This window comes from Pseudomonas vanderleydeniana, from assembly GCF_014268755.2.
GTDB lineage: Bacteria > Pseudomonadota > Gammaproteobacteria > Pseudomonadales > Pseudomonadaceae > Aquipseudomonas > Aquipseudomonas vanderleydeniana.
Genome location: NZ_CP077093.1, coordinates 2451228 through 2464875, shown reverse-complemented (window position 1 = coordinate 2464875; position 13648 = coordinate 2451228). Strand labels below are relative to the sequence as shown.

At 63.8% G+C, this 13648-nt stretch carries 12 protein-coding genes; 1 reads left to right on the top strand and 11 read right to left on the bottom strand.

Going from position 1 to position 13648, the window contains the following annotated elements:
* Window positions 1–86: 86 nt before the first annotated feature.
* The 11 genes from HU752_RS11140 to HU752_RS11090 all read right to left on the bottom strand — a co-directional run bounded on the left by HU752_RS11140 (window position 87) and on the right by HU752_RS11090 (window position 12587).
* Entirely contained in the window at window positions 87–266 is a 180-nt protein-coding gene (locus HU752_RS11140) for a hypothetical protein (RefSeq protein ID WP_017907075.1), read from the bottom strand.
* A 157-nt stretch (window positions 267–423) separates the two neighbouring features.
* Entirely contained in the window at window positions 424–1596 is a 1173-nt protein-coding gene (locus HU752_RS11135; protein WP_186680758.1) for a lactonase family protein, read from the bottom strand.
* The gene (locus HU752_RS11130) at window positions 1586–1870 is read right to left on the bottom strand and encodes a DUF5629 family protein (protein ID WP_186680760.1); all 285 of its coding nucleotides are present in this window, start codon (window positions 1868–1870) and stop codon (window positions 1586–1588) included. The genes HU752_RS11135 and HU752_RS11130 overlap by 11 nt, the downstream gene beginning before the upstream one ends.
* Window positions 1871–2100: 230 nt before the next feature.
* Window positions 2101–4476: an efflux RND transporter permease subunit gene (locus tag HU752_RS11125; protein ID WP_186680761.1), complete on the bottom strand. Its 2376-nt coding sequence runs from the start codon at window positions 4474–4476 to the stop codon at window positions 2101–2103.
* Window positions 4477–4497: 21 nt separating this feature from the next.
* Window positions 4498–5550 carry a WD40/YVTN/BNR-like repeat-containing protein gene (locus tag HU752_RS11120; RefSeq protein ID WP_186680763.1) on the bottom strand — a complete coding sequence of 351 codons (1053 nt, stop codon included), beginning with the start codon at window positions 5548–5550 and terminating at the stop codon, window positions 4498–4500.
* Window positions 5551–6065: 515 nt separating this feature from the next.
* Window positions 6066–8723 carry an aminopeptidase N gene (gene pepN / locus HU752_RS11115; RefSeq protein ID WP_186680765.1) on the bottom strand — a complete coding sequence of 886 codons (2658 nt, stop codon included), beginning with the start codon at window positions 8721–8723 and terminating at the stop codon, window positions 6066–6068.
* A gap of 12 nt (window positions 8724–8735) precedes the next feature.
* Window positions 8736–9566, bottom strand: coding sequence for a DUF2797 domain-containing protein (locus tag HU752_RS11110; protein WP_186680766.1), 831 nt, complete (start codon window positions 9564–9566; stop codon window positions 8736–8738).
* The gene (locus HU752_RS11105; RefSeq protein ID WP_186680768.1) at window positions 9563–9823 is read right to left on the bottom strand and encodes a YeaC family protein; all 261 of its coding nucleotides are present in this window, start codon (window positions 9821–9823) and stop codon (window positions 9563–9565) included. The genes HU752_RS11110 and HU752_RS11105 overlap by 4 nt, the downstream gene beginning before the upstream one ends.
* A gap of 33 nt (window positions 9824–9856) precedes the next feature.
* Window positions 9857–10729, bottom strand: a complete 873-nt coding sequence (locus HU752_RS11100; RefSeq protein ID WP_186680770.1) for a rhomboid family intramembrane serine protease — start codon at window positions 10727–10729, stop codon at window positions 9857–9859.
* On the bottom strand, window positions 10726–11700 hold the full coding sequence (locus tag HU752_RS11095) for a metallophosphoesterase (RefSeq protein ID WP_437182363.1): 975 nt from the start codon (window positions 11698–11700) through the stop codon (window positions 10726–10728). Before HU752_RS11095 ends, HU752_RS11100 begins: the two co-directional genes overlap by 4 nt.
* On the bottom strand, window positions 11697–12587 hold the full coding sequence (locus HU752_RS11090; RefSeq protein ID WP_054063812.1) for an NAD(+) kinase: 891 nt from the start codon (window positions 12585–12587) through the stop codon (window positions 11697–11699). The genes HU752_RS11095 and HU752_RS11090 overlap by 4 nt, the downstream gene beginning before the upstream one ends.
* On the opposite strand from HU752_RS11090, the gene HU752_RS11085 reads away from it, so the two are divergent.
* Window positions 12483–13643, top strand: a complete 1161-nt coding sequence (locus HU752_RS11085; RefSeq protein ID WP_437182340.1) for a DUF1853 family protein — start codon at window positions 12483–12485, stop codon at window positions 13641–13643. The genes HU752_RS11090 and HU752_RS11085 overlap by 105 nt on opposite strands.
* Window positions 13644–13648: the final 5 nt, after the last annotated feature.

The window sequence follows — 13648 nt, the reverse complement described above, 5'->3', positions numbered from 1 at the left end:
GGGCGAATTCACTCTCATGGCAGGCGGTCAATGGACCCACTGCCGAATGAGTGCATTCGCTCCGGCGTTGCGAGGTATTTCAGCGCTCAGTGTTGAGCCTTGTGATCCAGGGCGGCGTAGAAGTTGGCGCTCTGTTGCAGGTACTTGGGGGTGTAGCTCTGGGTATGGGATTTTTTCTCGCCGATCTCGACGTTGGCACTGGCTGGCAGGGCAACGGAAGCAGAGATGGCGGAAGCGGCGATGATGGAGAAAAGATTGAAGTTCATGTCGAAAACCCTCGAATGTCAGTTGGCTGGCTTGCCCTTTCAGGCCGTGAGTCCAAAGTACATCCGAGGGGTGTTCGGGTTGAAATTCATTGCAGCAGTAGCGGATATCAGCGTGATTAATAGAAGTGCAAGCCCCTTGTAGACCGGGGCCTGCGGTCTATTGTCGCGGCAGGAATCCGAGGTAGCTCGGGGCATCGAAGGGCAAACTCTGCACGGTTTTACCCAGCAGGCCGGTGTCGACGTCGCGCTCGATTACCACGATCTGGTTGCTCTTCTGGTTGGCCACCAGCAGGAATTTGCCGCTCGGATCGAGGGTGAATTCGCGCGGATGATCGCCTTCCACGGCACGGCGTTGCAGCTCCTTGAGCTCGCCGCTGGCCGGGTCGATGGCAAAGACCAGCAACTGGTTGGCGGTGCCGCGGTTGCTGACATAGAGGAACTTGCCGTCCTTCGAGGCGTGCAAGGCTGCGCCGGCCTTGTCCGACAGCGGTTGCTGGTCGGCCAGTTCGACCCGCTGCTTCTGGGTGAGCTTGCCCTCCTGGTAGTCGAACACGGTGATCTGCGCGCTCATCTCGCTGGTCAGCCAGGCATGCCTGCCATCGGCGCTGAACAACAGGTGGCGCGGCCCGCTACCCGGTGGCAACTGGACGTAGGCCGGGTTGGCCGGGGTCAGCGGCATTTCCGGGTTGGCCTTGGGATCGTATTTGTAGACGAACACCTTGTCCGCGCCCAGGTCGCTGGCGAAGACGAAACGCCCATCCGGCGACGACACCACCGAATGCACGTGGGCCGATGCCTGACGCTCCAGGTTGACCAGGCTGGCCGGATGGCTGCTGAGCTGCACCGGTGGCGAGAGCTTGCCCTTGGCATCCACCGGCAGGACCGCCAGGCTGCCGCCCGGATCCTCCAGCACCGAATAGTTGGCGACGAACAGGTAGCGCTGGTCAGCGCTCAGGCTGGCGTGGGTCGGCTCGTTGCCCAGGCTCTGCACCTGGTTGATCGGCTTGAGCTGATGACTCTTGGGGTCGATCGAGTAGCCGCTGACCCGACCCACCGGGTCTTTCTGGCCGGGACCGTTTTCATTGACCGCGTACAGCCGGCGCTGGTCAGGCGACAGGGCCAGCCAGGACGGGTTGGCGGTCTTGATCACCTGCAGCGGTTTGGAATCGAGCTTGCCGGTGCGGCTGTCGAACTGCAGGCGGTAGATGCCTTCGCTCTTGCCGGCAGTGTACGAGCCGACCAGCAACTGGACGGTATCGGCGGAAGCCGCCAGGACCGGCATCGAACCGATACTGCCGGCCATCAGCAAGGGCCAGAACTTACGCATCATCCTGTTCATCCTCCGCTTCCTCCTTGGCACTGAACGCGCTCATGCACACCAGGCGGTGCTCGCCGGAATCACCGACCAGAACCCAACTCTGCAGGGCCTCGTCGAAGGTGGCGGCCTGTACCTGGGCCAGGCTGAAGGTCCAGCGCTTGGCCGCGCGACCATCCATGCACTCGATCAGCAGGCCGGCATCGTCGAGGGTGAAATCGAAGGCGTGCAGCCCGTCGATTTCCAGCATGTCGCAGGCTTGGAGGGCGGAGAGCAAGGTGTCGGTCATGGCGTTTTCTATCATTTTTCGGGAAAGGGGCAATGATAGGCGATATTGCGCCATAAAGGTTCCAGGGACTCAGAAACCGATGTGGCGAGCGGGCTTGCCCGTGCGGGGCTGCGGGGTAGCCCCAAAACCTGCAGCCATGGTTTTCCAGATAAAACCCGGCCGCCCGCTTTACGACTGCTGCACAGTCGAGCGCGGGCAAGCCCGCTCGCCACATTGTCCGGCACCCGCCCTCAGTGGGCCAGCAACGAGCCCCCCACCTTGCCCGCCAGCTTCTCCGGCTTGATCAGGAACCGCGCCAGCGCCGGCAGCAGCCACAGCGCACCGAACATGTTCCACAGGAGCATGAAGGTCAGCATCAGGCCCATGTCGGCCTGGAACTTGATCGCCGAGAAGATCCAGGTGCAAACACCGATCGCCAGGCACAGGCCGGTGAACAGCACGGCCTTGCCGGTGGAGCGCAGGGTCTGGTAGTAGGCCTCCTGCAACGACAACCCGGCGCGCAGGAAACTCTCCAGGCGGCTGTAGATGTAGATCCCGTAGTCCACGCCGATGCCCACGCCCAGCGCCACCACCGGCAGGGTCGCGACCTTCACGCCGATCCCCATGAAGGCCATCAGCGCGTTGCCCAGCACCGAGGTCAGCACCAGCGGCAGGACGATGCACAGGGTCGCCGCCCAGGAGCGGAAGGTGATCATGCACATGGCCGCGACGCAGATGTACACCAGGATCAGGATGGTCAGTTCCGCCTGCTTGATCACCTCGTTGGTGGCCGCCTCGATCCCGGCGTTACCGGCGGCCAGGAGGAACTCCAGGCCATCCTTGTTGTTCTCCTTCGCGAAGTCCTGCACCGCATGCACCGCCCGGTCGAGGGTGGCGGCCTTGTGGTCGTTGAGGAACACCAGCACCGGCGCCAGCGAGCAGTCGGCGTTGTACAGGCCGTCGGCACGGGAGATGGAGTTGTTCAGCACGTCCGGGTTGCGCGACAGGGTCTCCCACTTCAGGTTGCCCTCGTTCATGCCCTTGATCATCTGCTTGGACACGGTCACCAGGGAGATCGCCGACTGCACGCCCTCGGTGTTCTGCAGTTTCCACATCAACTCGTCGATCGGTGCCATGGCCGCGTAGCGCGAGCAACCCTCGGAGGCGGTCTTGACCATCACCACCAGCACGTCGGAGCTGGTCGAGTAGTTGTTGATGATGAAGCTGTTGTCCTTGTTGTAGCGCGAGTCGGGACGCAGTTCCGGCGCGCCCTGGTCGAGGTCGCCGATCTTCAGGTTCTGGCTGTACCAGAGGCCGCCGCCGAAGGCCAGCAGGGCCAGGATGATGGACACCGGCGCGACCCGGGGGCTGGCGAAGTTCGACAGCAGGCGCCAGAACGGATGCTCGCGGGTCGCATCCTTTTTGCTGCGCTCGACGGCCTTGCGGCTGATGCCGACATAGGAAATCGCCACCGGCAACAGGATCAGGTTGGTGAACACGATCACCGCCACGCCGATCGACGCACCGATCGCCAGTTCGCGAATCACGCCGATGTCGATGATCAGCAGCGTGATGAAGCCCACGGCGTCGGCCAGGATCGCGATCATGCCGGGCAGGAACAGTTGCCGGAACGTGCGCCGCGCCGCCGTCAGGGCGTTGTCGGCCTCGCTGGACTGCAAGGCGATACCGTTGATTTTCTGCACGCCGTGGGAGATGCCGATGGCGAAGATCAGGAACGGCACCAGCATCGAATACGGGTCCAGCCCGAAGCCGGCGGCATGCATCAGCCCCAGTTGCCAGATCACCGCCACCAGGGTGGTGATCAGCACGGCGATGGTGCTGCGGATACACCAGGTGAACCAGTACAGCAGCACCAGGGTGATGACGAAGGCCACGCCGAAGAACAGCACCACCATGATCAGGCCGTCGATCAGGTCACCGACCTTCTTGGCGAACCCGACGATGTGGATCTTCACATTGGGGTTCTGCGCCTCGAACTTGTCGCGGATCTTCTCTTCGAGCTGGTGCGAGAACTTCTGGTAGTCCAGCTTGAGCAGCTTGCCCTGGTCCTGCGGGTCCGGGTAGGCCTCCAGCAGCGGGATGTCGACGATGCTCGACTTGAAGTCGTTGGCCACCAGGCGGCCGACCTGGCCGGACTTGAGCACGTTGTTGCGCAGCTGGTCGAGGCTGTCGGCCGAGCCGTTGTAGCTCTGCGGGATCACCTCGCCGCCGGCGAAGCCCTCCTCCGTCACTTCGGTCCAGCGCACGCTGGGGCTCCACAGCGACTTGAGGCCGGAGCGGTCGACGCCGGGGATGTAGAACACCTCGTCGTGGATCTGGCGCAAGGTGTCCATGTATTCCTTGCTGAAAATGTCGCCGTCCCGGGCCTCCACCGATACACGCACGGTGTTGCCGAGGTTGGCCAGGTCGTTGCGGTGCTCCATCATCTTTTCAATGAACGGATGCTTGAGCGGGATCATTTTCTCGAAACTGGTGGACGGACGGATCAGCGTCGCCTGCCAGAACAGGAAGATACTGACCAGCAGGCAGATCGCGATCACTGCCGGGCGGTTGTTGAAAATCAGGCGTTCGAGAAACGTCGCCTTGTCCTGATGATGACTGCTCATGTGAAACTCCCCGCCTTCTTGTTATTTGCCCTGCTCGCTGCCGGTTGGCGAGGTGAGGTGGGCGCCGCCCTGGCCGACCAGGATCAGGTTGCCGTTGCCGGCCGTGGTGACCGCCGATAAGGAAATGCGGTCGGGACGATTGAAGACACTGAAGGTCACGCCGTCATCGGTGCTGCGGATCACGCTGCCACCGTTGCCGACGATCACCAGCGAACCGTCGGCCAGCAGCGCGCCGCCGGACAGGCCGAACTCCAGCGCACCACGGGCGGCCTTGAGTTCCACCGGCTCCCAGCTGGAGCCGAAATCGGTGGAGCGATAGAGGTTGCCGCGCAAGCCGTAGGCCATCAGCGTGGCCGGCTCCGCGGTACCGATCACGCCGAACAGCGAGCCCTGGTAGGGGCCATCGAGGCGCTCCCAGGTCTGGCCCCAGTCGGCCGACCGGAACATACTGCCCTGCTCCCCGACGATGAACAGGCCGGAGTCCTTGACCGCAGCGATGGCGTTGAGGTGGTACTGGTCTTCGTTGTCGAGGCGGTCGCTGGCGTCTTCCCAGTGCTGGCCGCCATCGGTGGTTTCGAGCAGGGCCCCATAGGCGCCCACGGCAAAACCGGTAGTGGCATCCTTGAACCAGACGTCCAGCAGCGGTGCTTCACGCTTGAGGTCTTCGAACTGCTTGGTCCAGGTGGCGCCGCCATCACTGCTGGCGAGGATCTGTGCGTCATGGCCGACAGCCCAGCCGTGCTTGTCATCGGCGAAGTAGACCGCCGTGAGCAGTTGCCGGGTCGGTACCCGGGCCTGGGTCCAGGTCGTGCCCTGGTCATCGGAAAACAGGATGTGCCCGCGATCCCCCACGGCGACCAGGCGGGCACCGGCGTGGACCACGTCGAGCAGCAGGCCCTTGGCGGCCTTGGAGGACTCGATGGCATAGACACCGTCAGCCGCACCGGCAGCGGTCGCGTCCACGGGGCCTGCCAGCAGCGCCAGCCCGGACAAGGAGAGCATCGAGGTCAGCAAGACCGCGCGCCGCCAGGTTGGCGGTCGGCGGGAACCCGTACCCTTCACAGGCTCATTCATAGACCTTTTCCCCCTTTATTATTGTTAGGTCGTCCAACCTTTCAGGGCGCCTTCAAGGGCGTTTTCAGCGTTGCCGATCGTCTGAAACCAGCAATCTAGAGCCCCTTCCAAGGCTGGAGCTATCCTATCGGGCTTTGGAATCGTCTGACAATCGACGCCACGTTATCTTTTGTTAACCCGGGGCCTTGCGGGGGGACATGAATATCGGGGCATCAGGAGGGGTGATGAACGAGGGCCACGGATGTGGCCTTTGCAGGGGGTTGGCTGTCGATGCACAGAAGCACTGCTTAAGGTGTGCTGCTTGTGCTGCATTGCATTGTGGCGAGCAGGCTTGCCTGCGCTCGGCCGCGCAGCGGCCGCAAAACCTGACAACCCGGTATACCTGATACACCGCAATCGCCGGGTTTGGGAGCGCCTCGCGCTCCAGCGCGGGCAAGCCCGCTCGCCACAAGATCGGCTCAGGCCTGACATGGAAAGCTCAGTCCGGAGCCACCCACTGGTCTGGCAGAACAACCTCAGGCCAGGCTCTTGCTGACCACCTCGTAGACATCTGCCGACAGTTCGCCCGAAGCACGAATGCGCTCCAGCTCGGCCTTCATCAGCGCCTGGCGGGCCTTGTCGTACTTGCGCCAGCGGGTCAGCGGCGCCAGCTGGCGCGAGGCGATCTGCGGGTTCAGCGCGTTGAGCTGGATCACGATGTCCGCCAGGAAGCGATAGCCGGAGCCGTCCGCCGCATGGAAGTTGATCAGGTTCTGCCCGGCGAACGCACCGATCAGCGCGCGCACCTTGTTCGGGTTGCGCAACGTGAATGCCGGGTGCTCCATCAGCGCCTTGACCCGCTCCAGGCCACCGGGCAGCGTACTGCCGGCCTGGACGCTGAACCACTGGTCCATGACCAGCGGGTTGTCCTTGAAGTGCTCGGCGAACACCGCCAGGGCCTTGGCCTTCTCTGCCTCGAACGGCGAATTCACCAGCACCGCCAGGGCGGTCAGGCGTTCGGTCATGTTGTCGGCGGCGTCGAACTGCTCCAGGGTCGCGGCCAGCACCTGCGGCTTGCCACTGAGCATCAGGTAGGACAGCGCGATGTTCTGCAGCGCACGACGGGCGAAGTGCTCGTTTTCGGCAATGTAGGCGGTGTTCTTCGACACTTCGCGGTTGGCCTGGTAACGCTGCCACAGGCTGTCGAACAGTTGCTCGGCCAGTTGCTGGCGGGCGAATTCGCGGGCCGCGTGGATCGAGTCGACTTGCGCCACCTCGCTGATTTCGGTGAGGTAGGCCTCGCTCGGCAACGACAGCATCTCGGCGACCATCGCCTGGTCCAGCTGGTCGTTGGCCAACACGCTGCGCAGTGCGACGACCAGGCGCTGGTCGAGCACCAGTTCCTGCCCCTGCTGATGCTGCCCGATCAGGTCCTGCAGCACCTGCACCGACAGTTGCTGGCCGGCGTCCCAGCGGTTGAAGCCATCGCGGTCATGCTGCATCAGGAACATCAGCTGGTCGCGGTCATAGGGGAAGCTCAGCTTGACCGGTGCCGAGAAACCGCGCAGCAACGACGGCAACGGCTTGGCCGCGATGCCAACGAAGGTGAAGGTCTGCTCGGCCTCGCTCACCGACAGCACGCGGCTGGTGGCGCCCGGAGCGGCCTCCCCGGCCAGTTGCAGGGCGATTTCCGCGCCCCGGGCATCCAGCAGGCCCAGTTCCACGGGGATCACGAACGGCAGTTTTTCCTGCTTGTCCGGGGTCTGCGGGCAGCTCTGGCGGAAGGTCAGGCTATAGGTCTGCGCCTGCGCATCGTAGCGTTCGCTGACCGCCAGGCGTGGCGTGCCGGCCTGGCTGTACCAGCGCTTGAACTGGGTCAGGTCGACGCCGTTGGCGTCTTCCATGGCCTTGACGAAGTCATCGCAGGTCACCGCCTGGCCGTCGTGGCGTTCGAAGTACAGGTCGCTGCCCTTGCGGAAGCCCTCGGCACCGAGCAGGGTGTGGATCATGCCGACCACTTCCGAGCCCTTCTCGTAGACGGTCAGGGTGTAGAAGTTGGAAATCTCGATGAAGCTGTCCGGACGCACCGCGTGGGCCATCGGGCCGGCATCCTCGGCGAACTGGTGGGTGCGCAGGTAGGCGACATCCTGGATGCGCTTGACCGTGCGCGAGTTCATGTCCGAAGAGAAGCCGGCATCACGGAAGACGGTGAAACCTTCCTTGAGCGACAGCTGGAACCAGTCGCGGCAGGTCACGCGGTTGCCCGACCAGTTGTGGAAGTATTCGTGGGCGACGATCGCCTCGACCCGCTGGTGCGCGGCGTCGGTGGCGGTTTCGGCGCGGGCCAGCACCGCGCTGGAGTTGAAGATGTTGAGGCCCTTGTTCTCCATGGCGCCCATGTTGAAATCGTTGACCGCGACGATCATGAAGATGTCCAGATCGTACTCGCGGCCGTAGACCTCTTCGTCCCAGCGCATCGACTTCTTCAGGCTGTTCATGGCGTGCTGGCACTTGTCGATGTTTTCCGGCTCGACATAGATACGCAGCGCCACGTCGCGCCCGGTCATGGTGGTGAAGCTGTCCTCGACGCACCACAGGTCACCGGCCACCAGCGCAAACAGGTAGGCCGGCTTCATGAACGGGTCTTCCCAGGTCGCCCAGTGCCGCCCGTCTTCCTGCGGACCACTGCCGATCGGGTTGCCGTTGGACAGCAGCACCGGGTACTGGTGCTGCTCGGCAATGATCGTCGTGGTGAAGGTGCTCATCACGTCCGGGCGATCGAGGTAGTAGGTGATCTTGCGGAAGCCTTCGGCCTCGCACTGGGTGCAGAACATGCCGCTGGACTTGTACAGGCCTTCCAGTGCGGTGTTGCTTTCCGGGTGGATCTTTACGCTGGTGTCGACGGTGAAGCTGTTGCCCGAGGGCTGCAGGGTCAGGTGATTCTCATCCAGCTGGTAGTCCGCGGCGCCCAGCTCACGGTCGTCCAGGCTGACCGACAGCAGTTCGAGCAACTGGCCATCGAGCACCAGCGGCGGCAGGCCGGCCCCGCGTACCGGGTTGCGGCGCATCAGTAGTTGCGCATGGACCAACGTGTGGTCCTCGAACAACTCGAAGGTCAGGTGCGTCTCGTCGATCAGGTACTCGGGGGCCTGATAGTCCTTCAGATAGATCATCTTCGGCTGTTCGGTGCGCATGGGTGCGTCCTTTTACTGATGCACGGCGAGCTGGTAGGCCGTGTATTTACGGATATTGATCACGCCGGTGTCGAAGATCAGGTACTGACCCTTGATCCCCATCAGCGTGCCTTCGGCAATCGGGTTCTTGTCCAGGTTGAAGCTGACGATCTTGGTCGGATAGGCCTCGATCGGGTAACGGATTTCCAGCGGTTCGATGTCCAGCACCGGCTGGATCGCCTGCAGGCCGAAACGCTCCTGCAGGGCCAGCAGGCCTTCGGCGCAGGATTCGAACAGCTGGTCGCGAACCTGGCACAGGTCCACTGCCTGCGCATCGCCCTTGAGCAAGGCGCGCCAGTTGGTCTTGTCGGCCACCTGGCTGCGGAACAGGTCCTCGACGAAGCCGGACTGCTGGCGGGTCGCCACGCGCATGATCGGCAGCGCCTGGCTGGCGCCCTGGTCGAGCCAGCGGGTCGGCAGCTGGGTAGCCCGGGTGATACCGACCTTGATCCCCGACGAGTTGGCCAGGTAGACCACATGGTCGGTCATGCAGAACTGCTCGCCCCAGGCCGGCTCGCGGCAGGTGCCGGCGTCGTAATGGCAACGCTCCGGACTCATGATGCAAGTGTCACACTGCGCCAGCTTGGTCATGCACGGGTAGCAGTAACCCTGGCTGAAGCTGGTCTTGGTCTTGCGCCCACAATGGGTGCAGTGGATGGCGCCCAGGAACTCCAGGCGCAGCTTCTGGCCGATCAACGGATTGACCGGCACCTCGCTGTCACCCAGGCGGAAAGTGTATTGCACGGTCGACGCGTCCAGACGCGTCGCCATCTTGCTGACTGCACCACGGCCGAGCTCGATCAATGGATGGCATCCGACTTGAACAGGATGTTCGGGATCGGCGCCGACTTCGACGCGCATTCCTGCGGCCCCATGTAGCCGGTACGTTCCTCTTCCGGCAGGTTTTGGGTTTCCCAGGCGATCATGGCCTGCAGCGACAGCTCGCGCTGTTCAGGGGTGAGCTTGCGGCCATCGGACCATTTGCCGATTTCCACCGCCAGTTTCAGGCTCTGGTAGATATCGGGCGTGATGTTTTCAATCATTTCGATGAAAGAGGACATTAAAAGTCTCCAGACTTTTTCAAGACATTCGAATCAGGCGGCCAGTTTACGCCGGGACCACAGCCCGCCCAACAAGCCGGTGAAACATCCGATGAGCAGCCCACCGACGTGGGCGCCGTTGGCGATTTCGCCGAAGCCCATCAGCGAGACCAGCCCGGACAGGCACACCAGCAGCCAGATCAGCATCATTGCCAGCACGCCACGCGGCAACCGGTAGACCGGATTGGGCGACAGCCACTGGTAGATCCAGCAATGGCCGAGCAGGCCGTAGAGCACGCCGGACAAGCCGCCGAACAGGGTCGGGCCGCTGACGTAGTATTGGGTGAAGTTCGACACCAGGCTGAACAGCAGGGTCAGCCCCAGCAGGTTGACCCCGCCCTGGCGCAGCTCGATGCGCTTGCCCAGCTCCCAGTACCACATGCCGTTCATGGCGATGTGCAGGACACCGAAGTGCAGCAGCATCGGTGTCACCAGCCGCCACCACTGCCCCGCCGCCAGGCCATCGGCCAGGGGCGTGAACTGGATGTACTCGCCGCTGACACGGAAGTCGAGGAAGGTGAACCAGTGCACCATCGACAGGCTGTCACCGAGCCAGGTGATCGCACCGACCACCAGGCTGAGCAGCAGCACCCCTGCCGTGATCGGACTGTGCCGTACCTGCAGCGCCAGGCTCGGGCGGCGTGGTGCCTGCAGTGGCGGCGGTGCCTCCAGCTGATGGTGTGGATCGCCTTCGGGAAAACGCTGGTAGAGCTCCAGCACGTCGGCGCTCATCGACTCCGGCACCCACAGCACCTGCTCACCCGCCTCCTCGTTGATCCGATGCGGCACCTGCAGGCGCTGCAGCAATTGCACGAAGCCGCTGAGGTCGATGCCCAGCGGCAGGCGCAAGACGGCAATGGCGGTCATTTCAAGGCCTCGGGACGTTCGACGTCGACCCAGACGAACTTGTTCGGGTCGAGCTGGGTTTCCTGGTCCAGGCGATAGGCCGCCAACTTGCCGTACAGCACCGCGCTGTAGTCCAGGCAGGCCAGGTTCGGGCGGATCGGCATCGGCCGGCCGCTGCGCCAGTAGTGCCCGACGAACAGCATCGGTTCATCCAGGCCGTAGCGCAGCAAGGCGTTCTTCTCCCGCGGCGACAGCGGCTTGCTCGCCACCTGTTCGGGCAAGGCATCGGGCTGGAAGACGATGTCGCCGTAGGTCTGCGGATCGTCTTCCCAGAACTTGGTGCGGAAGAACGCGCGGGTCAGGCCGTCGCCGCCGGTGAGGGTCAGGCCGTCCGGCAGGCGCATGTCGGTGCCACGCAACAGGCGGTTGAGCACCGTGCTGGCAAAGCTGCCGGACACTGCCGAGGCCTGGACGAAATGCTCGTCGATGCGCCCCTGCGGATACTGCGCGCGTAGCGGCTCGATCAACCCGGCGTCCCAGCAAGCGTGAACCACACGGAAACGCCCGGCATCGATGAACAGCGGCAGTTCGTAGAACCAGCCGAGGAAGTCATGCCAGTCAGCCGGGTGCCCCTCGAACTGGGTCAGGGTCTCCTGCAGCAGACGGGCATGGCGCGGCGTGTGCTCGCGCACGAACTGCTTGCCGCTGTCCGGCGGTGCCGCAGTGGTCCAGCCCAGGGCGTTGAACTCGTGGTTGCCCATGATGCACAGCGCCTGCCCCGCCTCGACCATGTCGTGGACGATGTGCAGCGCCTCGCGAATCCGCGGGCCACGGTCGATGATATCGCCGAGGAAGACCGCCATGCGCGAGGAGTGCCGCCAGACACCACCCAGCTTGTGATAGCCGAGCATGTCCAGCAGGTGTTCGAGGGTATGGGCGCAACCGTGCACATCACCGATCAGATCGTAGCCACGCGCGGGATCGAGCATCAGTCGCCTCCACCACCCAACCGGCTGCCCCAGCCGAGCTTGGTCCTGCAGACTTCATAGTAGTTGTGATCCAGCGGGTGGATCAGGCGCAGTTTCTGCGGCTTCTTGCTGATGGTCACCGTATCACCCGGCGCGCAGGTGAAATGGTTCTGGCCGTCGCAGGAGACTTGTGGGTAGATCTGCATGTCCCGGGATACCACGATCTTCAGTTCGCTGTTGCCATCCACCACGATGGGGCGGCTGGACAAGGTATGGGGGTACATCGGCACGATCACAATGGCATCGAGCTTGGGATGCATGATCGGGCCACCGGCCGACAGCGCGTAGGCGGTGGAACCGGTGGGGGTGGCGACGATCAGGCCGTCGGCCTTCTGGCTGCAGACGAACTGGCCGTCGATGTACAGCTCGAACTCGATCATCCGCGTCGACTTGCCGGGGTGCAGCACCACGTCGTTGAGCGCATCGCCCTGGCCGATGGCTTCGGCATGGCGGCGGACCTCGGCCTGCAGGAGGAAACGGTTTTCCACCAGGTAATGGCCGTCGAGGACCTTGGCCACCTCGACCTCGAGGTCGTCCGGACGGATGTCGGTCAGAAATCCCAGGTTGCCGCGGTTGATCCCCAGCACCGGCACGTTGTGCCGCGCCAGCGCACGGGCCGCGCCCAGCAGGCTGCCGTCGCCACCGACGACGATGACCATGTCGCAGACCTCGCCGAGCATCTTGCGCGAGGATGTCTGCAGACCGTGCCCGGGCAGGACTTCGGCGATGGTGTCCTCGAGGATCACATGCATGTGCCGCTCGAGCAGGAAGCGCTTGAGACGGCGAACGGTATCCAGCACCTGCGAACTGCCCAGGCGGCCAATGATGCCGATATTGCGAAATTGCTCCATGGGGCTCCTGAAAAGGTTCTGCAGCAGGCAAAAGAACGATTATGGGCGAAAGCCGGTCCCAGACAAAATCCTTTCAGCCTTCAAGCAAACGGCTATGCTCGCAGAATGATCCTGTTTCCCGGCTTGCTCAACCTCCCCCGCCAGTTGCGCCATCCCGAAGTGCGCGACCTGGCCTGGGTCATCCTGGCACCGCCGATGCTGCGCGACACCCCCTGGCCACAACGCCATCCGCTGGCCGGCAGCGACTGGGTGCAGTCGCCCGGGCAACTGGAACATTGGCTGCGCGGGCTGGATGACGACAGCAGCGACCTGCAGCACTGGCTGGCCCAGGCCACCACCCGGCGCCTCGGGCTGTACTACGAACGGCTCTGGCAGTTCGCCGTGCGCCACGCCCCCGGGATCGAACTGATCGGCGCCAACCTGCCGATCCGCCGCGAAGGCCACACCTTGGGCGAACTCGACCTGTTGCTGCGCGACCGCGACGGTGTGCACCACCTGGAACTGGCGATCAAGCTCTACCTGGGACCGCAACAGGGCCACGGCGAAGCGCTGGAGCACTGGCTCGGTCCCGGCTGCCATGATCGCCTGGACCGCAAGCTGGCGCACCTGAGCGAGCATCAGTTACCGATCTCCGCCCGCCCGGAAAGCCGCGAGGCGCTGGCAGCGCTCGGCATCGAGCATTTCAGCGCACAGCTATGGCTCGGCGGCTACCTGTTGTATCCGTGGCCCGGCAATTCATGTCCGCCACACGGGGTGCATCCGCAACACCTGCACGGGCGCTGGCTGCATCAGCGCGACTGGGCGGACTTTCGCGTGCAGAGCCCGCCCGGCCGCTGGCAGCCGCTACCGCGCCAGGCCTGGCTGGCGCCGGCGCACTACAGCCAAGAGCAGGCCTGGAGCGAAGAGCGGCTGGACGACTGGCTGGACCAGCTCGATCCCCAGGCGCCGGCGCAACTGCTGGTGCGCCTGATCCGCAATGGCGACGGGGACTGGGAGGAAGCCGAGCGGCTGTTCCTGGTTGCCGATCTTTGGCCGAATGTGCCAGGTTCGGCCTAGGCTGG

What these genes read in the sequence shown, in the direction of transcription:
- pepN (WP_186680765.1), bottom strand. Translation starts at nt 8,723, where the DNA reads ATGCGCACCGAACAGCCGAAGATGATCTATCTGAAGGACTATCAGGCC.
- HU752_RS11135 (WP_186680758.1), bottom strand. Translation starts at nt 1,596, where the DNA reads ATGATGCGTAAGTTCTGGCCCTTGCTGATGGCCGGCAGTATCGGTTCG.
- HU752_RS11085 (WP_437182340.1), top strand. Translation starts at nt 12,483, where the DNA reads ATGCATGTGCCGCTCGAGCAGGAAGCGCTTGAGACGGCGAACGGTATC.
- HU752_RS11130 (WP_186680760.1), bottom strand. Translation starts at nt 1,870, where the DNA reads ATGACCGACACCTTGCTCTCCGCCCTCCAAGCCTGCGACATGCTGGAA.
- HU752_RS11125 (WP_186680761.1), bottom strand. Translation starts at nt 4,476, where the DNA reads ATGAGCAGTCATCATCAGGACAAGGCGACGTTTCTCGAACGCCTGATT.
- HU752_RS11090 (WP_054063812.1), bottom strand. Translation starts at nt 12,587, where the DNA reads ATGGAGCAATTTCGCAATATCGGCATCATTGGCCGCCTGGGCAGTTCG.
- HU752_RS11120 (WP_186680763.1), bottom strand. Translation starts at nt 5,550, where the DNA reads ATGAATGAGCCTGTGAAGGGTACGGGTTCCCGCCGACCGCCAACCTGG.
- HU752_RS11105 (WP_186680768.1), bottom strand. Translation starts at nt 9,823, where the DNA reads ATGTCCTCTTTCATCGAAATGATTGAAAACATCACGCCCGATATCTAC.
- HU752_RS11140 (WP_017907075.1), bottom strand. Translation starts at nt 266, where the DNA reads ATGAACTTCAATCTTTTCTCCATCATCGCCGCTTCCGCCATCTCTGCT.
- HU752_RS11100 (WP_186680770.1), bottom strand. Translation starts at nt 10,729, where the DNA reads ATGACCGCCATTGCCGTCTTGCGCCTGCCGCTGGGCATCGACCTCAGC.